The following is a 24,663-nucleotide window of genomic DNA, read 5'->3' on the forward strand; positions in this document are numbered from 1 at the left end:
CCCAACTATGAATAGAAGCTACTATCAATGCCCATGAATGTGGAAACAAGAGAAACAAAAAAAGTTTTAAATCATTTGACTTCAGAAGAAACAGTCGCGCAAACATTAAAAAGACTGCAAGCATTTTCTGGGAACCATTCGGTTGTAGTGGGACTCTCCGGAGGCGTGGATAGCTCCTTAACCGCCGCTCTCCTCTGTCAAGCTGGTTGGGATGTAGTGGGATTAACTTTATGGCTAATGAAAGGGAAAGGGTCTTGCTGTTCAGATGGATTAATTGATGCAGCAGGCATATGCGATCAACTTGGAATTAAGCATCACATAGTCGATTCAAAAGAAATTTTCCAAAAAGAAATAATTAATAATGTCGTAAAAGGATATGAAGAAGGAATCACTCCTTTACCCTGCTCTCGCTGTAATAAATCAGTCAAATTCTCAGAAATGCTGAAATGGGTTAAAAAAAATAAAAATGTCGAAAAGATCGCCACAGGACATTACGCAAGGATTAGATATTCAAATGAATCTTTTGACAGGAATGATCTTCCTAATGATTCAATTAAAAGACATAAGCTTTTAAGAGGTAAAGATCTTAATAAAGATCAAAGCTATTTTTTATATGATCTCCCACAAGAAATCTTAGAAAAAACAATTTTTCCTCTTGGAGAATTAACAAAAGAAATAACACGAATCGAAGCTTTTAAACATTCATTAAAGACTGCCGAAAAGCCGGAAAGTCAAGACCTTTGTCTTGCTGAACATTACGGATCAATGAATGCTTTTATTGATAAGTATCTCCCACAAAAGGAAGGAGAGATTGTCCTTAAAAATGGTGAAATTATAGGTTTTCATAATGGAATTCAACATTTCACGATAGGACAACGAAAGGGATTAGGTATTGCATGGGAAGTTCCTCTACATGTTGTTGAAATTGATGCCTCTTTCAACAGAGTAATTGTTGCCCCAAGAGAAGAATCTGGAAAGTCAGAGTGTATTGTCAAAGATATAAATTGGGTATCAATTGAACCGCCTCAGGAACCTATAGAAGTTGAGGTCCAAATCAGATACAGAAGCAAAGCAGTAAAAGCAAAGTTAATACCAATTATTGACAATAATAAAGAAAATTATTGTAATAAATGTCATATTCATTTTGAAGAAGATCAATTTTCAATTACTCCTGGACAAGCAGCAGTATTTTATAAGGGAGATTATGTATTAGGTGGAGGACTTATTTCGAAAGAATGTTAACACTAATTATACTTACGTGATCTCAAAACTCCTATTAAACTTATAAACCCAACTAAAACTAAAGGCAAGTCAGAAATATATGTATATAATGTTTTCTTTTCATTTAATTTAAGATCAACGAGTTGAACATGTTCTTTATTGGGTTTAAGGAGGGTATCAATTATTCCATTACTTTTAATCAAAGATGTTGGGCCGGTGTTTGAGACAGATATTAGATTTTTTGATGTTTCTATACTCCTTAATTGAGCAATAGATAAAAATTGTCTTTGCAAGGAAATAGGATAGGGATCTAAATTTGCAATCACCAAAATCCATTTAGCACCTTGATTAACTGCTTTAGCTATAGCTTTCCCATTACTTAATTCGTAACATATAACTCCTGCGAAAGAGGGTCCCTCCCAATCAAGAAGTCTTGATGAATTCCCACTTTCAATTCCACCTACTGCAGATAAACCATTTTTCATAAAGTTAGGCAATGCAGGAATCCATTCACCCAGAGGGACTAATCTAGATTTGTCCAATACATGTGAAAAAGACTCTTCACCTGGATTGAAAACCAATATTGAACTTCGTAGAGAACCATTTGTTTTCCTGAAACCTCCAGAGAGAAATTTAACAGGAAAATCCCGAATCTTTGATCTATCCACAGGCAACGTTCCCTCTGGAGCAATTAAAAAGGATGCATTCATTTCAAAAGCATCATTTAATGCTCTATCTATTTTTGAAGGCAAAGCATTTATTTCTTCTTGACTAAATTTTTGTCTTATTGGAATATTTGTTTGCCATATCGCAACCTGTTCTGCCGAATCATTTGGAGAGTCCAACAACAAAATAAATCCAATTATATGAGCCAAAGAAAAATAAACAAATCCAATAAAAATCAGTTTCTTGAGTTTTTTTCTGGCTTGAAAAGCAATCGAAAGTTGCCAAATCCACCATCCGGCGAAAAGATGGAAAGAAGCCAACCCCCCCGAACCTATCCATCTTGCTAATCCAGCTAGATATCTATCTTGTGGTAATAAACTTGGCCCTAAACCCATCCAAAACAAAGGGCCTCTAGATAGGATCTCTTCAGTTAGACCCCATATTGTTGATAATAAGATGGCATAAATAAATTTATTTTCTAATTTAGAAAACTGCAGTCTTCCAGGAGCAAAAAAAACACTTAAAGCTGACCAACTAAAAACCAGAGCCCCTCCAAAGGCTCCACACAAAAGCCATATACAAATGGTAATGGGCAAGCTTAAATTTGAGTTTATCCCTACCCAATCAATTGGATGCAAAGATAGCAACCACTTATGACTCCATAAAACAGCCATTGCACCCCAGCAAAAGCCCCCCCATGGATTCTTGCTAGCAGGCCAAAGTAAAGATACTCCTAAAAGCATGCATGAATAATTACCTTCACTGAGGGAGATTCCTGCTAGAGCCCCACCAACAAACGCTTTGATAAAAAGAGAATAGATATTATTCATTAATCTAATTTAATAAAATACACACTGAGAAAATTCATACTCTCTGGTTAGTTATCTTTTAAATAGATGTAATTTGGGTATTAATCTGTAAGAATATTTCCGACTACTTAATATTGCTGTGAGAGAAATCTTAATTAGCTTTTCTGTTTGCCTTAGCTGCTTGATGATTGCAGTGATCAGCCAAATCATCTCACCAACTCCAACGAATGCCTTACAAATTGACCAACCAATCCAAGCTGATGTTAGGCAATCCACAAAAACCAGCGAGTCTGCAACTAATCCATTTGAATTAGACCCAGAAGACCCAAATCCATCACTCTTTACTATGGCTTCAGATAAAACCAGTGCAAGCAACCCTCCTCTTGGGAGAGCTGAGATAGGGTCATCTCAAGTTACTTCAAGTGGGCTAAAAATTACTGAATTAGTTTTAGGTGATGGTCAAGAAGCTAGCCCAGGAACAACTGTCTCAGTAAATTACAAGGGTACTCTTGATGATGGGAAAGAATTTGACAGTAGTTATGGCAGAGGTCCTTTTGAATTTTCTTTGGGTGCAGGGATGGTGATAAAGGGTTGGGATGAGGGGGTTGCAGGAATGAAAGTTGGAGGCAAAAGAAAATTAGTCATTCCACCAGAATTGGGCTATGGAAGCAGAGGGATAGGTCCAATCCCCCCTAATTCAGTTTTGACTTTTGAAGTAGAATTATTGAGTGTTAAGTAAATTTCTTAAATTATTCAGAAAGCTCTAGAAAAGTTATGGCGTTTGTTGACAAACGCCATTAATGTAAAAAAAAAGTTCACAAAGTATCTTTCAGATGTTGAGCGAAACACTTACATCAATTTTTAGCAAGCTTCCAGCAAAATCTGTTCACGCTCACTGTGACGGACCTTGCGGTGTATACGACCCTGCTTCTGCAAGAGTTGCCGCAGAGGCGGTTTTGTCTATGACAAAAAAACTTATTGCTCTAGCTCCAGCTGGCAACGATCAAGCTTCCATTTCAGCTTATAACAACACTTTTTCTCGCTTCGTTGCGATTAAAGAGGAAGAATCACAAAAGGCCAAAAAAGAACTTCTAATCCTCTGGACTGATTACTTCAAGCCTGAACACTTAGCCACATATCCTGATCTACATGACACTTTTTGGAAAGCAGCAAAGCTTTGTAGTGCATGCAAGGTAAATATTGATCAAGCCAAGGCAGAAGAATTATTAGCTGCTGTGCAAAAGATCCACTCTATGTTTTGGTCTTCAAAAGGAAGAAATGATAGCTGGGTTACCGCAAGCTGATAAAAGTCTTTTCCATAAACCGAACCTATTTACTTTATTTACTTTAATAATCGGTTACCGGCAACATTTACGTGTTGTCGGTAAATCTATGGAAAGAACTCTTAAAGCGGGAGATTTAGTAACATATAAAAAGTTAAACAAAAAAAATATTGACTTAAAGATTGGCGATATCGTTGTTGCCTGTCATCCAATAATAAAAAATAAGTTAATAATTAAAAGAATTAGTAGGATTTATCAAAACAAATTTGATTTAAGGGGAGACAACTCCTTAGCAAGCACTGACAGTAGAGACTTAGGTTTAATTAAATTAGATTTAATCATTGGTAAAGTAGACAAAATCTTCCCTAAACAGATTTAAATTATTTATATATATCTTGTTCTTAATTTATAATTTACCAATTAACTTTTTAACTCCACCTAATATATCCTCCTGTGAAATAAGAGATTCACCAACCAAAACAGCATCAGCCCCATAACTCTTTACTAAAGCCAAATCCTCGCGAGTAAATAAACCCGACTCGCTTACCAAAGTAATAGAATTTTCCTTTAATTGGTGAGCATAACTCTTAGCCAATTCCTTCGTAACTTCCAGATTAGTTTTAAAACTCTTTAAATTTCTATTATTGATACCTATTAAATTAAATGAATTAATGCTTAGTACTCTTTCAAGTTCTTCTGAGTCATGAACCTCTACCAATATTGTCAGTCCCAAATGTTCAGCGACCTTTGATAAGTACTTTAAATCTGAATCAGTAAGTATTGCGGCTATCAAAAGTGCAGCATCAGCACCTGCAGCTCTTGCTTGGTAAAGCTGATATGGGTAAAGGATAAAATCCTTACATAATATTGGGATTGTAATTTCTTTTCTAACTTCAACTAAGACATCAAAACCACCTTGAAAGAATTTTTTATCTGTTAAGACTGATATGCAGTTAGCACCTCCATCTTGATACATTTTAGCTATCATTCTCGCGTCAAACTCCTGTCTAATTATCCCTCTACTTGGACTAGCTTTTTTTATTTCTGAGATTAGTGCTGGTTTAGATTCACTATTTTTTAATGCTTCTATAAAATTTTTTGTTTTTGGCAAATCCTTGATCTTTTTTTTTAAATCTTCAAGTGAAACTTTTTTTCTTGCAATCTCAACCTCTAGATGTTTTTCCCAAACAATTTCCTCCAAAATATTTTTAGGTTTTGAATCTGGGTGAGGGATTGCATATTCTAAATTGGCTACTTTTACACTTGGATTAGGAGGTCTTCTTCTGATTTCCATAATTTAAATAATTGATGATCTTTAAAAATAAAATTTGATTTTAACTACTTCTTTATTTGTAAAGATGCTTGTTTATAAGCAACCTCCACAACTTCGCTTAAGGTTGGATGAGTATGAACTTCTTTTGCTAAGTCATTTACACGCTGCCTCCTTGCAATTGCATTAGAAACTTCTTGTATGAGATCAGCCGCATGTAATCCATAAATATGAGCACCAAGGACCTCCCCCGTCTCTTTATTAAAAATCAACTTCATAATTCCATCACTTTCTAATTCAGCCAAAGCCTTGGAGTTCGCTTTAAAATAACTTCTAACAATCCCCAGTTCAAAGCCTTCATTTTCTGAAAGATCTTTTGCTTCTTCTTCCGAAAGTCCAACAGAACTTATTTCAGGGTGAGTAAAAGTCGCTGCAGGAATACTTCTGTAATCAATTTCTATCGCTTTTCCTAAAATATTTTCTACGGCAATACTCCCTTGAGCTGCGGCAGTGTGGGCCAACATCAACTTACCTGTAACATCTCCCACTGCCCACAAATTAGAAATTGGTTTTTCATTTACCAATACTCTCATCTGATCATCAATCGGAATAAAACCTCTAGTTGTTTCAACTCCTACGGATTGTAGATTAAGATTTTTAGTCGACGGCACTCGTCCTGTAGCAACCAGAACAGCGTCAACTTGTAATTCCTCAATCACTTCTCGACTCTTTGCATCTGTAAGCTCGACCTCTACGGGACATCCTGGCTTAACTTTAGTAGCGAATACTCCAGCTCGAGTTTCAATATCTCTTTTATCAATAAGATTTCTTGAAGCTATTTTCGTAATGTCAGGATCAAAAGTAGGCATTACTTTCTCAAGAGCTTCAATCATGGTTACCTCACAACCTAAAGCTGTATAAATATCGGCGAACTCCAAGCCAATGTAGCCACTACCAATAATTGCGATCCATCTTGGCAGCCATTCTAGATTAATAGCTTCATCACTTGTAAAAACTGTTCGGCCATCAATTTCGATCCCAGGAGGAACAAAAGGATCCGAACCTGTAGCCAAGATGATATCTCTAGCGGACAAAATTCTATCAACTCCATTTGTTTCTCTTAAACCGACCTTTTGTTTACCTTCTAGACGTCCTTCTCCTCTAAGTATCTCAACTCCTGATCTTTCAAGCGTTTTGGTTAGATTTTTTCGAATTGTCTCAACTAAGGATTTTGCATGTTCAGCAATTTTTTTACGTTCAAATCTAACCGGAGCAGAATGTATACCAAATTCTGCAAGATGATGAACATTAGCAAGCTCACGAACCTTCCCACTAGCTGCTAGCAATGCTTTAGAGGGAACACAGCCTCTGTTAACACAGGTTCCTCCCATATCTCTTGATTCAACAATAGCGACTTTCAACCCAGCCTCTGCTGCATGTTTTGCAGCGTCAAAGCCTCCATATCCAGCTCCGACAACAATTAAATCGAAGTCAAAAGGAATTTCACTCACGGTTTTCATTGGATACCCTTAACCATTTTTACCCTTTGTCGCTCCAACAAGAGAGGAACTGCAGCAGATGCCACATTTAATGAATCAACTAAAGGGCTATGAGGCAACGTAACAAAGTCTGTGCAACAGGCTTCAATTGAAGAATGAACTCCTGAGCCTTCATTACCAAGAACCAATACAGTAGGGACATTCCAGTCTAAATCCCAATACGGTTTAACTGCTTTATCAGTGACTTTACTAGGTGAAATTGTTCCAACTACTTGGAAATTATTATCAATTGCAATATTTAGTTTTGAAACAAGCATTTCAATACTTGAAGAAAATGAATCCCCTATCCGCTCAAAGGGCAAGTGAAGAATTGAGCCAGCTGAGGATCTTAAAACCTTTTGATTTAGGGGATCTGCTCCAGAAGCCAACCAAATGACATCATATTCACCAGCAAGAGCTGATCGGAATAAATTCCCTAAATTTCCAGGGTCTTGGATTCTGTCTAAAGCCAAAATGTGTTTCGGGGCTTTTTCCAATTTTGGCAATCCTGGCATTGGAAATATCGCTGCAACGCCATCTGGTGTCACTGTTGACAAAGATGCCTCTAAAACATTTTGAGTTACTAGGGTTAATAAAGATCTGGAAGGTATTTTTCTTAAGACCTCCTTATTCTCATCACACCAATCTGGAGTTGCAATAACTTCTAATGGCCAAAAATTGGTTTTCAAAGCCTCTTCAAGCAAATTAGATCCCTCAAGCAACAGAGAAGAATGGTCTTCACGTCCGGTCCTTTTCAAAAGAGACCTTAATTTTTTAACCAAGGGGTTTCGTTTACTTGTAATCAATGGGGAATATGAATTATTAATTTTTCAGCCTCAAATTATTAAGTTTTTAATAATCATAATAATTTTCAGCTTTGGAATAAGCACTAATATTCTTATTAAAATTTATAGAAACTCCCTTAAAATTTTATTCAAGCTTTCAACATCATCAATATATAATTTGAACCCATCAATTTTCAATAAGGTTGACTGGACTATTTTAATTCCACTTGGCATTATGGCGAGGTAAGCAGTTCGCTCCAATATGAGTAGTGTGGCGACAATTAAAAGGAATGTTATTCCGCCACATCTGGAGGTAAAGGGAGGGTGTCCTCTTAGTGGGATTTTGAAAGTTAGTGGAGCAAAAAATTCTTCACTAGTCTTGATGGCTGCAGCTCTTCTTACAAAGGAAAAAATCCTCATTAAAAATGTCCCACAACTTACGGACATTGAAGTCATGTCAGAGATCCTCAGAAATTTGGGATCAAAGTTAACTAAGACAAAGAATTCTATAGAAATCGACTCAGGATCCATTCAAAATGCTGATCTACCTCATCAACTAGTTCACAGTTTGAGGGCCAGTTTTTTCTGTATTGGTCCTTTACTAACAAGGCTTGGAGAAGCAAAAATCCCTCTACCAGGTGGATGCAATATTGGAGCAAGACCTGTTGATGAACACATAAATGCTTTAAAAGCTTTAGGAGCAGAGGTGGAAGTTCACAATGATGTTGTAAAAGCGCAAGTTTCAACCAAAAACAAAAGATTACACGGAGCAAACATCGCTCTTAAATATCCCAGCGTTGGTGCGACAGAAACTATCTTGATGGCTTCTTGCCTTGCGTTGGGCAAAACAACAATATCTAATCCCGCTAGAGAACCAGAGATCCAGGATCTCGCGAAAATGCTCAATTCAATGGGAGCAAAGGTTTATGGGGCTGGCACGAAAAGAATCACAATTATTGGAGTGGAAGCCTTAAGTGGAACATCTCATCGTGTTATCCCCGACAGGATAGAAGCAGGGACTTTTCTTATTGCTGCAGCAATAACACGCTCTCCGCTCATTATTGGTCCATTAATCCCCCATCATCTAAGCGCCGTTATTTCAAAGCTACAAGAATCTGGCTGTTCGATATCTCATTACGGGAATCATCATTTAAAAATCATTCCAAGAGAAATCTCAGGAGTTGACATAACCACAAGTCCATTCCCTGGATTCCCAACTGATCTGCAAGCTCCATTTATGTCATTGATGGCTACAGCTAAAGGTTCAAGCAAAATTAAAGAAAAAGTTTTCGAGAAGAGGATGCAACATGTTTTGGAGCTAAACAAAATGGGCGCCTGTATTTATCTAGAGAACAATACGGCTTACATAAAAGGTGTAGAAAAACTTTTAGGTACAAAGGTAGAAGGTGGAGATTTACGTTCATCTGCTGCCATTATTCTTGCATGTCTATCTGCCAAAGGTAAAAGCATCTTCACTGGTCTAGAGCACTTGGATAGAGGGTATGAAAAATTAGAGGAAAAATTAAATAATGCTGGCTCTATTATTTCTAGAAAATTCGATCAAACAACCTCTCAAAATTCCTTCACCAGCAACGCAATTAGTGAAGACAATATTAATACTCAAAAAAATGCTGCTTAGTTTCATATTTTTGCTAGTTTTGGCATAAAATAGTTCTATGGGAGCGTGGTGGAATTGGTAGACGCACCGCACTCAAAATGCGGCACCTTCGGGTTTGTCGGTTCAAGTCCGACCGCTCCCACTTCAATGATGAGCACCTACAATCGTTTTCCTTTAGACCTCGTTAAAGGTAAAGGCTCGTGGGTATGGGACAAAGAAGGTGGAAAATATCTTGATGCGGTAGCTGGCATTGCCACTTGTTCGTTAGGCCACAGTGATAAAGCACTAAATAAATCCTTATCAAAGCAATTAAGAAAACTTCAACATGTATCTAATCTTTACGGTATCCCAGAGCAAAAAGAATTAGCTCAGTGGTTGACTTCTAATAGTTTTGCTAAGAGTGTATTTTTCTGTAATAGCGGTGCAGAAGCAAATGAAGCTGCAATAAAATTGGCAAGAAAATATGGGCATATTAAACGCAACATCGACAATCCAGTAATTCTTTGCTCAAAGGAAAGCTTTCACGGAAGAACTCTCGCAGCAGTAAGTGCGACTGGGCAACCGAAGTATCACAAAGGTTTCGAGCCAATTGTTCAGGGATTCAAGTTCTTTTTTTATAACGATAGTGAGTCTTTTGAAAATCTATTTGATGATTTAGAAAAAACAGGTCCAACAATTGCAGCTGTTTTAATTGAACCCATACAAGGTGAGGGAGGAATAAATATTGGGAAAAAATCATTTTTTGAGCTTTTAAGAAAAAAATGTACGAGCAACAATGTTTTATTGATATTTGATGAAGTCCAAACCGGAATGGGAAGGACAGGTACTCTTTGGGGATATGAACAACTAGGAGTTGAACCTGATGTTTTCACATTAGCCAAAGGCCTTGGAGGTGGGCATGCAATAGGAGCCCTATTAGCCAATAAGCTTGCTGATGTCTTTCAGCCCGGTGATCATGCCAGCACTTTTGGAGGTAATCCTTTCGCTTGCAGAGCAGCTCTAACCGTTGGGAAAGAAATTCAAAAAAGAGACCTCCTAAATAAAGTCAACGACAGAGGTGATCAGTTAAAAGAAGGATTAATTAAACTATCAGAAAAATATTCAGATATATTTATCTCCACAAGAGGCGTTGGTCTTATTCAAGGTCTCGTTATAAAAGACGATATCAAAATAACATCTCTTGATATTGTCAAATCCGCCTTAGAGGAAAAACTTCTTCTAGTATCAGCAGGTGCAAAGGTAGTAAGGATAGTTCCACCTTTAACTATTACAAAAAAAGAAGTCAAAGAACTTATAGTGAGACTAGACAAATGTCTGATGAAACTTTCATAACAAAATCGAACTTCATTTTTGAAACCAAGATCACAGAATATAAAGATATGAATTTGGGAATAGATCGTATGTTGTCGGCTATTAATGCCATGGGAGAGCCCTGCCAAAAAACACCTGCCATTCATATTGCCGGAACAAATGGGAAAGGCTCTATTGCAGCTTTTATTAATAGCGTTCTTAGCTTAGTCAATATCAAAACTGGAGTTACCACTTCGCCCCATTTAGTCGATTGGGTGGAGAGAATATGTATCAACAAAATTCATATATCTAAAGAAGAATTTAAATCATTAGGTCTCGCTCTTACTCCAATTGCAGAAAAAAATAGATTAACTCCTTTTGAATTTGTTATTGCAATAGCACTTAAATATTTTACTTTAAAAGAAGTTGAGCTTCTTATCCTTGAAGTAGGACTCGGAGGTAGACTTGATGCCACAACCGCACATAAATATAGACCTATTATTGCATTTGGAGCTATTGGTCTTGATCATTGTGAATACCTGGGTGATAATCTAGAAAAAATAGCTATTGAAAAAGCAGCTGTAATAACTTCAAAGAGTGTTGTCATTACAGCTGCTCAACACAATATTGTAAAACGAGTTTTCGAAGAAACCGCCCTAAAGCAACAAGCAGTCATTCATTGGGTGGATCCACTTCCATCAGATTGGGAACTTGGTCTATCAGGAGCGATACAAAAAGAAAATGCAGCTGTAGCTAAAGGAGTTATTGAATCCTTAAAAAATATGGGATGGTCTATTTCTAAAGAACAAATTCGAGAGGGCTTCTCTCGTGCCAAATGGCCGGGAAGACTTCAATCAACAAAATGGAAAGGATTGCCAATAGTTGTTGATGGTGCACATAATCCTCATGCGGCAAACCAATTATCCATTGAACGAGACGCATGGACTGATCAAGAAAATGGAATTATTTGGATACTAGGAATTCAAAAAAGAAAAGACATGATAGGAATTTTACAGAAGCTAATCAGAGAAAAAGATTCAGCATGGCTAGTTCCTGTTCCTGGCCAACAAAGCTGGGCTAAAGATCAAATTTTAAGTTCCTGCCCTGAGTTTAAAGACCAAATCAAAGAAGCGCTTAGCGTGGAAGATGTTTTATCAGCACTTAAGAAGCAACATAAATGGCCATCTCCACCACCTGTAATTACAGGATCACTCTATTTAATAGGTGATCTTTTTCAAAGGAAAATATTGACAATTTAAATTGTCTAATAGATTAATAAGTCAATTGCTTTTTAGATTCCACCCTTTGAGTTTACCTGGATTGAGAATCCCTTTTGGATCAAAGTTACTCTTAGCTTGAACTTGATCAGAATCAATTACACCTAGACCTCCATCTTCAACAGTGATTGTATGCGGATTAAAAATTACTGCGCCAAGGTCTCTGCATTGACTGATTAATTGATTCATAGCTTCTTCACCTTGCCATTTAACAAGTGGGAGTGAAGCTATTCTTTGAACTCCATTTTGACGAACACATTCCAAATGCCATAAAAGATTGGATCCCCACTCAGTTTTCAATTTTCTCATCATTGCAGATTCAGGCTGAGGAAGAAGCATTTGCAAATAAGTCCAACCAGGGTCAATACCACGCATATGTAAAGTTGTATGGTTCCAAGAAAGTTCTCGAAGACCTTTTCCAGCCTTCAGGTTCTCCGTGCCCAAGTCATCAAAGTCTGCGCCAGCTGACTTTGCAAGTCGCTCAACTGTACTAACGCCATCAGGTGCAACCAACAATAATATCCTATGTTTATTTGATGGTTTACCAGACCAATGCGGAAGACAGTTAAGAATTTCTTTCTCTAACAAGGTTCCTAAATAAAGCTCTAGTGCAGCACAATTAAATTTGCTTAACAAGTCAACAGCCTGATTCCAATCAAAACAATCGACAACTATTTGTTGCCATTCAACAGATGGAGCAGTCGTTAATGTCAACGCAGTAATAATTCCGTTGGTTCCATAAGCATGGTTCAATGCCTCAGACTTATCTGCGTTCAATTCTAGTTTTCTTGGGGAATCCTCAGTCGTTATTATTTCTAAGGATTGCAAATGGCCAGGATCTCGCAGGAAGCCCCAACGAACGGATCCTATGCCACCTGAACCACCAGCGATGAAGCCGCCAATAGAGGCGCTTCTCCATGTACTTGGAAGCAACCGTAATTGTCGACCATGTTTAATCAACTCATCATTGATATCTCTAAGCAAACAACCAGATTCAACTGTAATTTCACCTGATTTTGAATCGAAATTTCTAATCTTCTTTAGACCAGACATAACCATGACTACTCCTCCATCAAGGGGAACACTTTGCCCGTAGTTCCCTGTTCCTGACCCTCTAAGTGTCAACGGAGTTGAGTATTTATTACAAATTCGAGCAACATCAATAATGGCATCTACCGAAAGTGGTCGAACAACTATTTCAGCCAAGCAATCTTTCAATTCATTAATTAATATTGGTGAATAATCAAAGAAATCTTTAGAGAACCTTTTTAAATCACTAGTTTGTTGATAGATCTCTAGATGAGATACTTGTTTTAGTTCACTTAATAGCAACTCTATTTTCTCTTTTCTAGTCATGACTCATAATTTGTGAATGTTGTTTTTTGTTTTTTGGGCAATTCATTCAAGAATTCACCATTAACTACTACTCTTCTTTTAGGTCTTTCAGACAAAACTTTCACCCAACTAGTTGAATCTAACAAAATAAAATCCGCAGGACTTCCCTTTTGAAAAATGCCATCCCATTTAAGATTAAGCAAATCGGCTGGAGACCAAGTAAATGGAGAAAGGCCCAATCTGTCCCAGGGAGATAAATGAGCAATTGTCATGGAGAATGACATTAAATTTATGGGATCAAAATTAGATAAAGGGAACCATGAATCATTTATATTATCTCCTCCTACAGATACATCGACTCCGGCTTTTTGAAGTTGAAAAATAGGTGCTAATGGTCTTTTAGTTAAGGTGGATCGATCTTTTCTTCCTAAAAGCCAAGAATTAGTTAATGGTAAAGAAACTACTTTTAATCTGTTCTTAGCCATTTTGTTCGCTAACAATGAAATCTCCTTTTCTCTTAACAATCCCATACTGCTTAGATGACTACAAGTTATTGATATCTCATTTTTAACTTGACCTAATACTTCTAGAAGTAATTTCAATCCCCCAGCCGGGCAAAGTTGAGACTCATCAATATGAAGATCAATATCACACTTAAGTCTATTTGCTAGTTCCACTAGGTAAAGTAAGGACTTAAAAGTTTTCCTTTTATTGAAAGGTGGCGCTATCACCCCACCTAAGAGATCTCCATTTAGAGCAACTCTTTGAGCTAAAAGCTCGCCTTCATCACTTTGCCAAAAATCTAATGGAACCAAAGCCACAAACTGTAAAAAAATTTTCTCTTGCCATTTTGTTCTAATACTTTCTATCTGATCCCAATCTTTCATTGCTGTTTTTCCAAAACTATCTATATGAGATCTAATTGCCCTAATCCCATTAACAAGGGCTAGGTTGAGACACTTTTCAACTCTGAAAATTAATTCTTCTTCTGACCTCAATTCATATTCACGGAGGTTTGCTGCTAAAGCTTCTTGATAACTACCTCTCAAGTTAGGTGAGCGTGACCATGAAAATGCTTTATCTATATGCGCATGCGGTTCTACAAATCTTGGCAAAAGGATTTCCTCAGAGACTTTTGAAGTTTCTTCTAAGCCCTTAATTGATGTAATTGTTCCATCTAGCCACTCAAGCCGAGCAGACAATAATCCTTCTTTGTCAATTGAAGTTCCCAGCACATCATGTCCATTACCAATTAAACATCTTGGAACAAGAACATCCACTCGCCCAGACTTTGGAGGACTTTCAATAAATTCAACATCTTTAGCGAAATTCACTTGTAAATAGATTTCAATCCCGGGCTTTTTTATTATGAGTTCTACTTACACAGTAACTTCTATATCTGTCAATTGCGTTTTGATCAAGATATAAAAAGTGATATTTTTAATCCGTACTATCTACAATACTCACAAGCTAAATTTTTTTACCAAAATCATTTTGGAATTTCAAAATGACAAATCATTGGTAGATTAAAAGCACAAGGCGGGCGTCGCCAAGTGGTTAAGGCAGCGGCTTGTGGCGCCGCTATACGGGGGTTCGAATCCCCTCGCTCGCCCTTAAAAATTTTTTTAGGACAATCTTAAAAATCTTTTTCCCCTAGGAAAAAAATTAATCTGCGATGACAACATCCATAGCTCCTACTAAACAAAGCAAGTCCTTTAGAAGCCATAGAGGAAGCTACTGGATTACCACTTTCGGTTGTCAAATGAATAAAGCTGATTCAGAGAGAATGTCAGGCATTTTACAAACAATGGGATACGAGCTTGCAGAAGAGGAACTTAAGGCAGATTTAGTTCTCTACAACACATGTACTATTCGTGATAATGCTGAGCAAAAAGTTTACAGCTATTTAGGTAAGCAAGCTAGAAGGAAAAAATCAGATCCTAATTTAAAAATTATTATTGCAGGATGCTTAGCTCAACAAGAAGGGGAAACACTTTTAAGAAGAGTTCCTGAAGTAGATCTTGTTATGGGACCTCAGCATGCAAATCGACTGGAGACTCTTCTTAATCAAGTTGATAACGGTCATCAGGTATTAGCGACTGATGAACAGCACATTTACGAAGACATCGCGACTGCAAGAAGAGAGAGCGCTATATGTGGCTGGGTTAATATTATTTATGGATGCAATGAGAGGTGCACTTATTGCGTAGTCCCCTCGGTTAGAGGTAAAGAACAATCACGAACACCGCAAGCTATTAAACATGAAATAGAGGAATTAGCGAGAATTGGGTATAAAGAAATAACCCTTTTAGGGCAAAATATAGATGCTTATGGCAGAGACTTTAAAGCTTATAAATTCAACGAATCTGGGCAATTAACACTTTCATATTTACTAGAATATATTCATGATATTGAGGGAATAGAGCGTATAAGGTTTGCCACAAGTCACCCTAGGTATTTCACGAAAGAATTAATAGATGTATGTGCAAAACTTCCTAAGGTTTGTGAACACTTTCATATACCTGTCCAAAGTGGAAGTAATAAAATACTGAAAAATATGGGTCGAGGATATACTGTTCAATCCTATAAAGAAATTGTAAATTATATAAAACAAATAATGCCTGAGTCCTCAATTACTTCTGATGCAATTGTCGCTTTTCCTGGAGAGACGAGAGATGAATTCGAAGAGACACTATCACTTATTGAGGATGTTCAATTTGACTTGGTAAATACTGCAGCCTATTCGCCCAGACCAAATACCCCAGCTGCCTTATGGCCTAATCAATTATCTGAAACAATAAAAATCGATCGACTAAGAGAAATTAATAACTTAGTAGAAAAGACTGCACAGAAAAGAAACTTAAGGTATAAAAACTCTTTACAGGAAATACTCATAGAGAGCATAAATTCTAAAGATAGTTCCCAATTACTTGGAAGAACTAGAACAAATCGATTAACATTTTTCCCAAAGTCTTCAACAGACAGAGAATCACCTCAACCTGGAGAAATAGTGAAAATAAAAATCAATGAGATACGTCCATTCTCATTAACTGGAAGTTTGTTATAAATGTTGATTAATTCGGTAACCTACGTTTAAAGAGTATTGAGAGCTAAATAAATATGTCAAATACAAAGCTAATTATAGGGCTGGTTTTCGGTGGAGAATCAAGCGAACACGAAGTTTCCATAAAATCAGCTAGGACAATTTATAATGCCTTATCTCATCCTTACAATAGTAAAAACTTTATTGTAAATCCAATTTATATAAACAAGAATGGGTTTTGGGAGAATACAGAATACTCAAAGTCAATTTTATTGGAAGAAAAAAAACCAATCATCACAACAAAAAGCAATAAAGTTTCCATTAATAATCTCAGTAACTTTCCAATATTAAGTAAGAATATTGATGTATGGTTCCCTGCACTACATGGACCAAATGGGGAAGATGGCGTCATTCAGGGACTATTTAAATTAACAGGAAAATCTTTTGTTGGATCAGGAACTCTTGGTTCATCATTAGGAATGGATAAAATAGCAATGAAATCAATTTTTAAATCATTCAACCTTCCTCAAACTCCGTATGTTTTTTTACATAAAGAGGATTTATTAAATAAATTATTTATGAAATCTATTTTTGATGAAATAGAAAAAAAAATACATTATCCATGTTTTGTAAAGCCAGCTAATTTGGGTTCCTCTATTGGCATAACCAAAGCAAAGTCAAAGCAAGAACTTATTTCTGGTATAGAAAAAGCAGCAAAATACGATGATAGGTTAATAGTAGAAAAAAATATCGAAGGGAGAGAACTTGAATGTGGCGTATTAGGAAAGTCCAAAATGAAATCTTCAGTTATTGGCGAAGTTAAATTTGAAACTGATTGGTATACATATGAGTCAAAATATAATGAGTACTTGAGCAATACAATCATCCCAGCTGCCTTGAACGTAAATATATCCAATAAAATACAAAAGCTAGCTATCGAGGCATGTAAAGCTATCAATGCTTGTGGTTTGGCTAGAGTCGATTTCTTTTATCAAGAAAGTACGCAACAGATTTATATAAATGAGGTTAATACCTTGCCAGGCTTTACTAGAACAAGCATGTATCCAATGTTGTGGGAAGCTTCAGGAATAAAACTTGAAAAACTTGTTGCTAATCTCATAGAAACAGCTAGAGAATGAATTAACCATGACATTTTTAGATCTCTATTTCAAAAAATGATTCACGGTCTTCTTTGGTTGCCATTACTGATGGCTTTTATTCTCATTGCTTCCCTTGGTTGGATCGAGAGAAGGCGACAGAATCTCTATTTGATTTGGGCTAAAGGTTCAGAGCTGGCAAAGCTTGACGGAACAGGAGCTGCTCGATTAAAGGCTGGTATTTTATGCTGGAGCAGCTTTGAGGCTGGTAGCTTCAAGGAGGAAGCAACTTTTGAAGTCAAGAAATTAGAAATGGTTGAGCTAATGGCTCTGAGTTCAGGGGAAGCTCCTCTAACAAAAGAATCTGAAGGTCGCTGCCGACTTAGGCTTATTGGTTCAGGTAGAGAAATAGATGTGCCTTTTTCAGATGCTGAACGTGCTCGTCAATGGATGGACAAACTTATGTCCAGAGCAAGATGCGACCTTTGAAATCTAACAAAAGAAAAAACAGAAGCTCATTTAAAAATAATCGATTATCAACTAGAAAAGTTTCGTTCATTATTCATAAAAAGAATTTTCTCATTGAACTTTGGCAATTACTTTTTTTCTCAAGCACTTCAATTTTTCTGATCATTACATTTTTAAACCAGGCTTGGAAACCAATTGGTTTTGATCAAACTAGAATCACAGGTCTATCTGGAATAACAAAAAACGACATTAAAAAAACCACCAGTATTTTTTATCCAAAAAATTTGTTGGAATTAAATCCAAAAGAAATTGAATCTTATTTAATAAGAAAGCTACCTATTAAGAGTGTTTCCGTAAGCCGACAAATTTTCCCTCCCGAGATTCATTTAATTTTTTTAGAAAGAGAACCAATTGCTTTCGCGAGTAGAGTTTTATCAAACACTACAGAAAAAGGAATGATTGATATAGAAGGATATTGGATACCACTTCAATTTGTAAATCAGTCAAAAAAAAATAAAATAAAATTATCTATCGAAAATTGGAATCAGAATAAAAAAAACGAAATGATTTTAATACTAAAAAATAGATTTAACTTTAGTAGCCCTCTTCAAAAAATCGAAATAAACCCTCTTGGAGAAATAAGCCTAAAAACTGAGCACTTCGATTCAGTCCTTCTAGGCTCGGGAACCGATCGCTTAATCGAGCAAATTGCTAAACTAAACCAGCTACAAAAATCATTACCAAATCTTTTAATCAACACAAAAGTCAAAATCGTGGATCTTTCAGATCCACTCAAACCGGAATTAAAAATAGAAAAAACATTAGGGAACAGAAAGTAAAAGCCCTGCCACGACTCAACTTTTCAGAAATCCTTAGCATATTAATAATAATTCACGACCAATCTGGGAAATTAATTTGTTAATCAATTTGAACTTATAAGCCAACAGAATTCATGGATGATGTTCATAATGCCCAAAACGAGTTCTAATCCTGAACATGGTGATGGGAATGGGAAACAAATCTAGTTTCAACATGGATGAAGGAATCCTACCCAGTCAATCTGCACGTATTGAGGTTATTGGCGTTGGAGGTGGCGGGAGTAATGCCGTCAACAGGATGATTAATAGTGATCTTGATGGAGTCACATATCGTGTTCTCAATACAGACGCTCAAGCTCTTATTCAATCATCTGCGACTCACAGAGTTCAGCTTGGTCAAAGCTTAACTAGAGGCCTTGGTGCAGGCGGCAATCCAAGCATTGGTCAAAAGGCCGCAGAAGAATCTAGAGCTGACCTCCAACAAGCCTTAGAGGGTGTAGACCTAGTGTTTATTGCCGCTGGCATGGGCGGAGGCACTGGAACAGGTGCTGCCCCTGTTGTCGCTCAAGTTGCCAAAGAAAGTGGTGCTTTGACAGTAGGAATAGTTACTAAACCATTCAGCTTTGAAGGTAAACGTCGTTTAAGACAAGCAGATGAGGGTATTGCAAGGCTTGCAGAGAATGTTGACACATTAATTGTTATTCCAAACGACAGATTAAAAGACGTAATTTCTGGAGCACCTTTGCAAGAAGCCTTTAGAAGTGCTGATGATGTTTTGATGAAAGGAGTTCAAGGGATAAGCGACATAATCACTTGTCCTGGTTTGGTTAACGTAGATTTTGCGGATGTGCGTTCTGTGATGACAGAAGCTGGTACTGCCCTTTTAGGTATTGGTTTAGGCTCTGGAAGATCAAGAGCTCTAGAAGCAGCTCAAGCAGCAATCAATAGCCCACTTTTAGAAGCAGCTCGAATAGATGGAGCAAAAGGATGTGTAATAAACATCACTGGTGGGAAAGATATGACTCTAGAAGACATGACTTCTGCTTCAGAAGTTATATCTGATGTTGTAGATCCAGAAGCCAACATCATAGTAGGTACAGTTGTTGATGAAAAACTTGAAGGGGAAATCCAAGTAACCGTTATTGCAACTGGATTCGACAGTAATCAGATTTATTCAAATGAAAGAAACAGAGCAAGACTCTCGCCTCAATCACTTTACGAACAGTCAGAAGTTAAAGAATCAGGGGCCTCAATACCTGAATTTTTACGTCTAAGACAAAATCGTTGAGAATTATCAACTTGCTTGAATTATGGTGACCCGGAATCCACGCCTGCTTTGAGCATCCATTATGGCTGCTACCTTCCGGTCCTGACCAGGTTTAGGCGTCATAGCCGCATGGGGCCGAGTCGATAATATTCTAGCAACAGCTAAACTCGTTATTAAGAATTACATGCAAACCACAGAATTAGTTAACTTTAAAAAGGTAGGCAAACAGATAACTGTATTAACAGCTTGGGATGCTATCTCATCTTCAATAGTGGAGGCAGCAGGAGCTCATGTTGTTCTAGTTGGGGATTCACTTGGAATGGTTGTCTTAGGTCATGCAACGACGCTTCCGGTAACACTTGATCAAATGCTTCACCATACACAGGCAGTTTGCAGAGGCTTTTCTAAACCCCTTTCCCAGCAACCTTTAGTAGTATGTGATCTGCCTTTTTTAAGTTATCAATGTGGAGAAGACAAGGCTGTTGAAGCTGCCGGAACTCTCCTGAAAAACTCCACTGCTTCAGCAGTGAAACTTGAAGGAGCGGAACCTGAGACTTTATTGGTTATTAAAAGACTTATTAGGATGGGAATCCCAGTAATGGGCCATCTTGGCCTAACTCCACAATCAGTTCATCAACTTGGATATAAAACACAAGCTAGAGATAAACATAGTCAAGAAAAAATTTTCAACGATTCAAAAATGCTTCAAGAATCAGGGTGTTTTGCAATAGTTCTGGAACATATACCAGGAGAAATTGCCAGCCGATTAAAAAAACATTTAGACATTCCAATAATTGGCATTGGTGCAGGAAGTGATTGTGATGGGCAGGTAAGAGTTACTGCTGATATTCTTGGCCTTTCGATTGCACAGCCCCCGTTTGCGAAACCTTTAATTGCAGGACGCGAACTTTGCATCGATGCCCTAAAAGAATGGATTAATTCTACTAATCCAAATCAAGTGAATCCCACCACAAAAACATTTGAATTAAAACCTGATTGCTAATTTGCATTCCTTCAGGATCGCTTAAAAAATACCTACCATGTTTTCTTACTAAAGAGCCTTGATTTAGAGAATTTAGCCAGAATTTTTGCAATAATTTAAAATTTTTATCGCACTCTTCTTGAGTCCATCCAACATTTTTAGCAAGCTCCTCCAAATGAACGCCCTCACGCCTTCTGAGACCAATCATCAGTAGTTCATCCAATGGCATTGGTTTTGACTTATCTCTAGACAAAGTTTGCTCTAATAATTGACTCCCTTGCTGATCAAGCCATTTTTCATAACTGGCAATTGTTCTGGGTCTAGAAAATCTCTCCCCCCAAGGAGCACTTGTTGCTCCCATGCCAAACCCCCACCAACCAGAGCCACTCCAATACATACGATTATGTCTAGATGCATGACCAGGCAATGCGTAACTTGAAATTTCGTATCTAGAAAAACCCTTACTTTTCAAAAATTTATTAGTTAAGAAATCTATTTTTTGAGCTTCAGTCTCAATTGGGATTTTCAACTCACCTTTTTTATGTCTTCTTCCAAAAACAGTATCCGGTTCAATAGTTAAATCATAAATTGACAAATGAGGGGCTTCAATTTTTACTGCTTGTTCTAACTCTTCCAGCCACTTAGACAAATTTAATCCTGGAAGATTTTGAATCAAATCAAGACTCCAGCTTCTTAACATCCCTTTTTTAAATAAATCATTTACCCAATTACAAGCCTCTATTAATTGAGAGCCATTATGTTTTCTTCCAATTGAAGCCAAAGTACTGTCATCAAATGACTGACCTCCCAAGCTAAATCTATTGATTCCAATTTCTATGTATCCGTTCAGATCATTTTCAACAAATGTTGCTGGATCAATCTCCATAGTTATCTCTGCACCATCCTGAAATCCAAATTTTCTTCGAAGATTTTTCAACAACTCACCTAACTCATCTTTTTTCAATAAAGAAGGCGTTCCACCCCCTATATAAATTGTTGATAAAGCAGGACCTGGAGGGTTAATTGAAATTTCTCTATGAAGTAAATCCAAATATGCGGTAATAGAAGTTATCCCTGGACTACCAGTAACTTGAGCGCTATCACCTAAAGGGATAATGGAAAAATCACAGTAAAAACATCTTTTATGGCAAAAGGGTATATGCAAATATGCACTTCTGGGTGGGGCTACCATTTGAGCTCTAGATATACAAACCCAAATAAATGGTCACTTTTGCAGCCCAAATCTTTGAAAATAAATAAAGCTTTAGTAAAAAACCAGAAGCAAGCATAACCTGAATATATGGCAGACATAGTTATTCTGGTTTTATTTCTTTTATCAGGTGCAATCACCGGATGGATTGGGGTGAATTGGTTACCTGAAAAGACTTTAGATCATATTACTAGTCTAAAGAATTTTAAAATTGCTCTATCAGGTTTAACCGCTTTTGTAGGTCTTTTAATTGCCTTTCTTTTTCAGCAATTTAGAAATAAATTAACAAAAAGGATAAGAACAATGCCAACAGATCTACTTGTCAGTAGATCTGTTGGCATTGTTCTTGGACTTCTCATAGCAACACTTTTATTGGTACCTGTATTACTTTTACCTTTACCCGCTGAATTCTTTTTTGTAAAGCCAATTTTTGCTGTACTAAGCAACATATTTTTTGGAGTACTTGGATACAACCTTGCTGATGTTCATGGTCGAACAGTTTTACGTCTTTTCAATCCGAACAGCACTGAATCTTTATTAATGGCAGATGGAATTTTAACCCCAGCGAGTGCAAAAGTTTTAGATACAAGTGTAATAATTGATGGTCGAATTCAGTCTCTACTTAGATTTGGGCTTATAGAAGGGCAAATAATTGTCGCTCAATCAGTTATGGACGAGCTACAAAAACTCGCGGACTCAAGTAACAACGAGAAACGTGGGAAAGGCAGAAGAGGTCTTAAATTGCTAAACCAATTGAGAGAAAGTTATGGGAGAAGATTAGTTATAAACAGTACAAAATATGAAGGAGAAGGAACCGATGAAATTCTTTTAAAATTAACATCAGACATTTCAGGAATGTTAATAACTGTTGATTACAACTTATCTCAGGTAGCACAAGTACAAGAAATAAAAGTTCTAAATTTAAGCGATCTAGTGCTTGCAGTTAGACCAGAAGTTCAACCTGGTGAAAAATTAAATTTAAAAGTTGTCAGAGAAGGAAAGGAAAATTCACAAGGTATTGCCTATCTTGAGGATGGCACAATGGTTGTTATAGAGGAAGGCTTCCAATGGATAGGTAAAAGGATAGAAGTAGTTGTGACTGGAGCATTACAAACACCGACAGGGCGAATGGTTTTTAGTAAAGCTTCCAATGATCAGCCCACGAACAAATTTTAAAAAAACAAAAGCATATCAAGACGAGATCTAGCTAGGCTTTTGATCAAGGATACTTAAACTTCATATGACTGCATCACAACCGTATTACGGCGATTCTGCCGTAATGAGAACTCCACCCCCTGATTTACCATCCCTTCTTTTGAAAGAGAGGATAGTTTATTTAGGCTTGCCGCTTTTTTCAGATGATGATGCAAAAAGGCAATTAGGAATGGACGTGACAGAATTAATTATTGCCCAACTTCTTTATCTAGAATTTGATAATTCAGAAAAACCTATATATTTTTACATTAACTCAACTGGAACAAGTTGGTATACAGGAGATGCAATTGGATTTGAAACTGAAGCCTTTGCAATTTGCGACACGCTCAGATATGTGAAGCCTCCTGTTCACACTATCTGTATAGGTCAAGCAATGGGAACTGCAGCAGTAATTCTATCGGCAGGTACAAAAGGACAACGAGCAGCATTACCCCATGCATCAATTGTTCTTCATCAGCCTAGAAGTGGCGCTCAAGGCCAAGCAACTGATATTCAAATTAGAGCGAAGGAAGTTATTCACAACAAGAGAGCTATGCTAGAAATTCTTAGCCATAACACCGGAAGATCAGTAGATCAATTGTCCAAAGACTCAGATCGAATGAGTTACCTCAACCCTCATGAAGCAGTTGATTATGGGATAATAGATCGCGTTCTTACCAGTAGAAAAGATTTACCAGGAGAGAAAGTTTTGTCCACATAACTAAATAATTTTTCCCAAAATATTTTTAAAAATCATTACCTCAACTACCAAACATTAATTAGCCATGCCAATAGGTACTCCAAGCGTTCCATACCGTCTTCCAGGAAGTCAATTTGAAAGATGGGTCGATATTTATACAAGACTTGGCGCGGAGAGAATTCTATTCCTGGGCCAAGAGGTAAACGATGGCATCGCAAATAGCCTCGTAGCACAAATGCTTTATCTTGATTCTGAGGACAGCAGTAAACCAATCTATTTGTACATCAATAGTCCTGGGGGCTCAGTCACCGCTGGTTTAGCCATATATGACACGATGAAATATGTAAAAAGTGACCTCGTAACCATTTGTGTGGGGTTAGCGGCCTCAATGGGTGCGTTTTTATTATCTGCAGGAACGAAAGGGAAAAGACTTGCATTACCTCACAGCAGAATAATGATTCACCAGCCTCTGGGAGGGACTGCTCAAAGACAAGCGAGTGATATAGAAATAGAAGCACGTGAAATTCTTAGAATAAAAGAAATGCTCAATAAATCCATGGCAGAAATGACGGGTCAAACATATGAAAAGATAGAAAAAGATACTGATCGTGATTACTTTTTGAGCGCAGAGGAAGCAAAAAATTATGGTTTAATCGACCGAGTGATAAATCATCCAAGTGAAAGTTAATTTGATAATTTTGCTTTTTTTATCAATTAAATTGTCTTGATAGTCAAAAAAACATCTCAACAAAAGTAGTCTCGATAGCACTCTATTTCGTAAGCTCAGCCTGA

General features: G+C 37.1%; 23 protein-coding genes, 2 tRNA genes and 1 other RNA gene. 18 read left to right on the forward strand and 8 right to left on the reverse strand.

The features are described 5' to 3' along the window. Positions 1 to 27 precede the first annotated feature (27 nt). Entirely contained in the window at positions 28 to 1,242 is a 1,215-nt protein-coding gene (mnmA, locus tag AC6EI2_RS05290) for a tRNA 2-thiouridine(34) synthase MnmA (RefSeq protein ID WP_498463346.1), read from the forward strand. Positions 1,243 to 1,244: 2 nt separating this feature from the next. Here mnmA and AC6EI2_RS05295 read toward each other — a convergent pair whose 3' ends face one another. Next, entirely contained in the window at positions 1,245 to 2,717 is a 1,473-nt protein-coding gene (locus tag AC6EI2_RS05295) for an apolipoprotein N-acyltransferase (RefSeq protein ID WP_498463347.1), read from the reverse strand. Positions 2,718 to 2,880: 163 nt separating this feature from the next. On the opposite strand from AC6EI2_RS05295, the gene AC6EI2_RS05300 reads away from it, so the two are divergent. From AC6EI2_RS05300 to sodX, 3 genes are all read left to right on the forward strand, one after another. Then, entirely contained in the window at positions 2,881 to 3,435 is a 555-nt protein-coding gene (locus tag AC6EI2_RS05300) for an FKBP-type peptidyl-prolyl cis-trans isomerase (protein ID WP_498463348.1), read from the forward strand. Between the two features lie 94 nt (positions 3,436 to 3,529). Beyond that, positions 3,530 to 4,000, forward strand: coding sequence for a superoxide dismutase, Ni (gene sodN / locus AC6EI2_RS05305; RefSeq protein WP_498463349.1), 471 nt, complete (start codon positions 3,530 to 3,532; stop codon positions 3,998 to 4,000). Next, entirely contained in the window at positions 3,975 to 4,358 is a 384-nt protein-coding gene (gene sodX / locus AC6EI2_RS05310; RefSeq protein ID WP_498463350.1) for a nickel-type superoxide dismutase maturation protease, read from the forward strand. The genes sodN and sodX overlap by 26 nt, the downstream gene beginning before the upstream one ends. A gap of 27 nt (positions 4,359 to 4,385) precedes the next feature. On the opposite strand, the gene trpC is transcribed toward sodX, so the two are convergent. The 3 genes from trpC to AC6EI2_RS05325 are packed head-to-tail and all read right to left on the reverse strand — an operon-like array spanning position 4,386 to position 7,593. Next, positions 4,386 to 5,273: an indole-3-glycerol phosphate synthase TrpC gene (trpC, locus tag AC6EI2_RS05315; protein WP_498463351.1), complete on the reverse strand. Its 888-nt coding sequence runs from the start codon at positions 5,271 to 5,273 to the stop codon at positions 4,386 to 4,388. A 44-nt stretch (positions 5,274 to 5,317) separates the two neighbouring features. Beyond that, positions 5,318 to 6,760 carry a dihydrolipoyl dehydrogenase gene (lpdA, locus tag AC6EI2_RS05320; RefSeq protein WP_498463352.1) on the reverse strand — a complete coding sequence of 481 codons (1,443 nt, stop codon included), beginning with the start codon at positions 6,758 to 6,760 and terminating at the stop codon, positions 5,318 to 5,320. Between the two features lie 5 nt (positions 6,761 to 6,765). After that, entirely contained in the window at positions 6,766 to 7,593 is an 828-nt protein-coding gene (locus AC6EI2_RS05325; RefSeq protein WP_498463353.1) for a TrmH family RNA methyltransferase, read from the reverse strand. 241 nt (positions 7,594 to 7,834) lie between these two features. Between AC6EI2_RS05325 and murA the strand changes: the two genes are divergently transcribed. From murA to AC6EI2_RS05345, 4 genes are all read left to right on the forward strand, one after another. Then, positions 7,835 to 9,211: a UDP-N-acetylglucosamine 1-carboxyvinyltransferase gene (murA, locus tag AC6EI2_RS05330; protein WP_498463354.1), complete on the forward strand. Its 1,377-nt coding sequence runs from the start codon at positions 7,835 to 7,837 to the stop codon at positions 9,209 to 9,211. Positions 9,212 to 9,250: 39 nt separating this feature from the next. Continuing rightward, a tRNA-Leu gene (locus tag AC6EI2_RS05335) sits at positions 9,251 to 9,332 on the forward strand. Between the two features lie 5 nt (positions 9,333 to 9,337). Continuing rightward, positions 9,338 to 10,522, forward strand: coding sequence for an aspartate aminotransferase family protein (locus tag AC6EI2_RS05340; protein ID WP_498463355.1), 1,185 nt, complete (start codon positions 9,338 to 9,340; stop codon positions 10,520 to 10,522). After that, positions 10,501 to 11,739: a bifunctional folylpolyglutamate synthase/dihydrofolate synthase gene (locus AC6EI2_RS05345; RefSeq protein WP_498463356.1), complete on the forward strand. Its 1,239-nt coding sequence runs from the start codon at positions 10,501 to 10,503 to the stop codon at positions 11,737 to 11,739. Before AC6EI2_RS05340 ends, AC6EI2_RS05345 begins: the two co-directional genes overlap by 22 nt. 21 nt (positions 11,740 to 11,760) lie before the next feature. On the opposite strand, the gene AC6EI2_RS05350 is transcribed toward AC6EI2_RS05345, so the two are convergent. Both AC6EI2_RS05350 and AC6EI2_RS05355 read right to left on the reverse strand, forming a co-directional pair. Continuing rightward, the gene (locus AC6EI2_RS05350) at positions 11,761 to 13,113 is read right to left on the reverse strand and encodes an FAD-binding oxidoreductase (protein ID WP_498463357.1); all 1,353 of its coding nucleotides are present in this window, start codon (positions 13,111 to 13,113) and stop codon (positions 11,761 to 11,763) included. Next, on the reverse strand, positions 13,110 to 14,426 hold the full coding sequence (locus tag AC6EI2_RS05355) for an amidohydrolase family protein (RefSeq protein ID WP_498463358.1): 1,317 nt from the start codon (positions 14,424 to 14,426) through the stop codon (positions 13,110 to 13,112). Before AC6EI2_RS05355 ends, AC6EI2_RS05350 begins: the two co-directional genes overlap by 4 nt. 205 nt (positions 14,427 to 14,631) lie before the next feature. On the opposite strand from AC6EI2_RS05355, the gene AC6EI2_RS05360 reads away from it, so the two are divergent. The 6 genes from AC6EI2_RS05360 (at position 14,632) to ftsZ (ending at position 19,806) form a co-directional block, all read left to right on the forward strand. After that, positions 14,632 to 14,704 (forward strand) — tRNA-His (locus tag AC6EI2_RS05360). 63 nt (positions 14,705 to 14,767) lie between these two features. Then, a complete protein-coding gene (gene miaB, locus AC6EI2_RS05365; RefSeq protein ID WP_498463359.1) occupies positions 14,768 to 16,159 on the forward strand; it encodes a tRNA (N6-isopentenyl adenosine(37)-C2)-methylthiotransferase MiaB in 1,392 nt (463 codons plus the stop codon). A 53-nt stretch (positions 16,160 to 16,212) separates the two neighbouring features. Further along, positions 16,213 to 17,274, forward strand: coding sequence for a D-alanine--D-alanine ligase family protein (locus AC6EI2_RS05370; RefSeq protein ID WP_498463360.1), 1,062 nt, complete (start codon positions 16,213 to 16,215; stop codon positions 17,272 to 17,274). A 36-nt stretch (positions 17,275 to 17,310) separates the two neighbouring features. Beyond that, positions 17,311 to 17,721: a hypothetical protein gene (locus AC6EI2_RS05375; RefSeq protein WP_498463361.1), complete on the forward strand. Its 411-nt coding sequence runs from the start codon at positions 17,311 to 17,313 to the stop codon at positions 17,719 to 17,721. Continuing rightward, positions 17,709 to 18,539 carry a cell division protein FtsQ/DivIB gene (locus AC6EI2_RS05380; RefSeq protein ID WP_498463362.1) on the forward strand — a complete coding sequence of 277 codons (831 nt, stop codon included), beginning with the start codon at positions 17,709 to 17,711 and terminating at the stop codon, positions 18,537 to 18,539. The genes AC6EI2_RS05375 and AC6EI2_RS05380 overlap by 13 nt, the downstream gene beginning before the upstream one ends. A 169-nt stretch (positions 18,540 to 18,708) precedes the next feature. Continuing rightward, positions 18,709 to 19,806 carry a cell division protein FtsZ gene (gene ftsZ / locus AC6EI2_RS05385; protein ID WP_498463363.1) on the forward strand — a complete coding sequence of 366 codons (1,098 nt, stop codon included), beginning with the start codon at positions 18,709 to 18,711 and terminating at the stop codon, positions 19,804 to 19,806. A 24-nt stretch (positions 19,807 to 19,830) separates the two neighbouring features. Here ftsZ and ffs read toward each other — a convergent pair. Then, positions 19,831 to 19,927: signal recognition particle sRNA small type (gene ffs, locus AC6EI2_RS05390), an RNA gene on the reverse strand. Between the two features lie 42 nt (positions 19,928 to 19,969). Here ffs and panB point away from each other — a divergent pair. Then, positions 19,970 to 20,788 (forward strand): 3-methyl-2-oxobutanoate hydroxymethyltransferase, encoded by an 819-nt coding sequence (panB, locus tag AC6EI2_RS05395; protein WP_498463364.1) that lies wholly within the window; start codon positions 19,970 to 19,972, stop codon positions 20,786 to 20,788. Here panB and hemW read toward each other — a convergent pair. Further along, entirely contained in the window at positions 20,730 to 21,959 is a 1,230-nt protein-coding gene (gene hemW / locus AC6EI2_RS05400) for a radical SAM family heme chaperone HemW (RefSeq protein WP_498463365.1), read from the reverse strand. The two genes, panB and hemW, sit on opposite strands and share 59 nt — an antisense overlap. Before the next feature lie 108 nt (positions 21,960 to 22,067). Here hemW and AC6EI2_RS05405 point away from each other — a divergent pair, with 108 nt between their 5' ends. The 3 genes from AC6EI2_RS05405 (at position 22,068) to AC6EI2_RS05415 (ending at position 24,559) form a co-directional block, all read left to right on the forward strand. Next, complete coding sequence (locus AC6EI2_RS05405) at positions 22,068 to 23,153, forward strand: PIN/TRAM domain-containing protein (protein ID WP_498463366.1); 1,086 nt, start codon at positions 22,068 to 22,070, stop codon at positions 23,151 to 23,153. A gap of 64 nt (positions 23,154 to 23,217) precedes the next feature. Then, a complete protein-coding gene (locus tag AC6EI2_RS05410; RefSeq protein ID WP_498463367.1) occupies positions 23,218 to 23,892 on the forward strand; it encodes an ATP-dependent Clp protease proteolytic subunit in 675 nt (224 codons plus the stop codon). A gap of 64 nt (positions 23,893 to 23,956) precedes the next feature. Next, complete coding sequence (locus AC6EI2_RS05415; protein WP_498463368.1) at positions 23,957 to 24,559, forward strand: ATP-dependent Clp protease proteolytic subunit; 603 nt, start codon at positions 23,957 to 23,959, stop codon at positions 24,557 to 24,559. Positions 24,560 to 24,663 lie beyond the last annotated feature (104 nt).

It is taken from the genome of Prochlorococcus sp. MIT2302 (genome assembly GCF_059772385.1).

What these genes read in the sequence shown, in the direction of transcription:
- mnmA (WP_498463346.1), top strand. Translation starts at nt 28, where the DNA reads ATGCCCATGAATGTGGAAACAAGAGAAACAAAAAAAGTTTTAAATCAT.
- AC6EI2_RS05295 (WP_498463347.1), bottom strand. Translation starts at nt 2,717, where the DNA reads ATGAATAATATCTATTCTCTTTTTATCAAAGCGTTTGTTGGTGGGGCT.
- AC6EI2_RS05300 (WP_498463348.1), top strand. Translation starts at nt 2,881, where the DNA reads ATGATTGCAGTGATCAGCCAAATCATCTCACCAACTCCAACGAATGCC.
- sodN (WP_498463349.1), top strand. Translation starts at nt 3,530, where the DNA reads ATGTTGAGCGAAACACTTACATCAATTTTTAGCAAGCTTCCAGCAAAA.
- sodX (WP_498463350.1), top strand. Translation starts at nt 3,975, where the DNA reads ATGATAGCTGGGTTACCGCAAGCTGATAAAAGTCTTTTCCATAAACCG.
- trpC (WP_498463351.1), bottom strand. Translation starts at nt 5,273, where the DNA reads ATGGAAATCAGAAGAAGACCTCCTAATCCAAGTGTAAAAGTAGCCAAT.
- murA (WP_498463354.1), top strand. Translation starts at nt 7,835, where the DNA reads ATGAGTAGTGTGGCGACAATTAAAAGGAATGTTATTCCGCCACATCTG.
- AC6EI2_RS05340 (WP_498463355.1), top strand. Translation starts at nt 9,338, where the DNA reads ATGATGAGCACCTACAATCGTTTTCCTTTAGACCTCGTTAAAGGTAAA.
- AC6EI2_RS05345 (WP_498463356.1), top strand. Translation starts at nt 10,501, where the DNA reads ATGTCTGATGAAACTTTCATAACAAAATCGAACTTCATTTTTGAAACC.
- AC6EI2_RS05350 (WP_498463357.1), bottom strand. Translation starts at nt 13,113, where the DNA reads ATGACTAGAAAAGAGAAAATAGAGTTGCTATTAAGTGAACTAAAACAA.
- miaB (WP_498463359.1), top strand. Translation starts at nt 14,768, where the DNA reads ATGACAACATCCATAGCTCCTACTAAACAAAGCAAGTCCTTTAGAAGC.
- AC6EI2_RS05370 (WP_498463360.1), top strand. Translation starts at nt 16,213, where the DNA reads ATGTCAAATACAAAGCTAATTATAGGGCTGGTTTTCGGTGGAGAATCA.
- AC6EI2_RS05375 (WP_498463361.1), top strand. Translation starts at nt 17,311, where the DNA reads ATGATTCACGGTCTTCTTTGGTTGCCATTACTGATGGCTTTTATTCTC.
- AC6EI2_RS05380 (WP_498463362.1), top strand. Translation starts at nt 17,709, where the DNA reads ATGCGACCTTTGAAATCTAACAAAAGAAAAAACAGAAGCTCATTTAAA.
- ftsZ (WP_498463363.1), top strand. Translation starts at nt 18,709, where the DNA reads ATGGGAAACAAATCTAGTTTCAACATGGATGAAGGAATCCTACCCAGT.
- panB (WP_498463364.1), top strand. Translation starts at nt 19,970, where the DNA reads ATGCAAACCACAGAATTAGTTAACTTTAAAAAGGTAGGCAAACAGATA.
- hemW (WP_498463365.1), bottom strand. Translation starts at nt 21,959, where the DNA reads ATGGTAGCCCCACCCAGAAGTGCATATTTGCATATACCCTTTTGCCAT.
- AC6EI2_RS05405 (WP_498463366.1), top strand. Translation starts at nt 22,068, where the DNA reads ATGGCAGACATAGTTATTCTGGTTTTATTTCTTTTATCAGGTGCAATC.
- AC6EI2_RS05410 (WP_498463367.1), top strand. Translation starts at nt 23,218, where the DNA reads ATGACTGCATCACAACCGTATTACGGCGATTCTGCCGTAATGAGAACT.
- AC6EI2_RS05415 (WP_498463368.1), top strand. Translation starts at nt 23,957, where the DNA reads ATGCCAATAGGTACTCCAAGCGTTCCATACCGTCTTCCAGGAAGTCAA.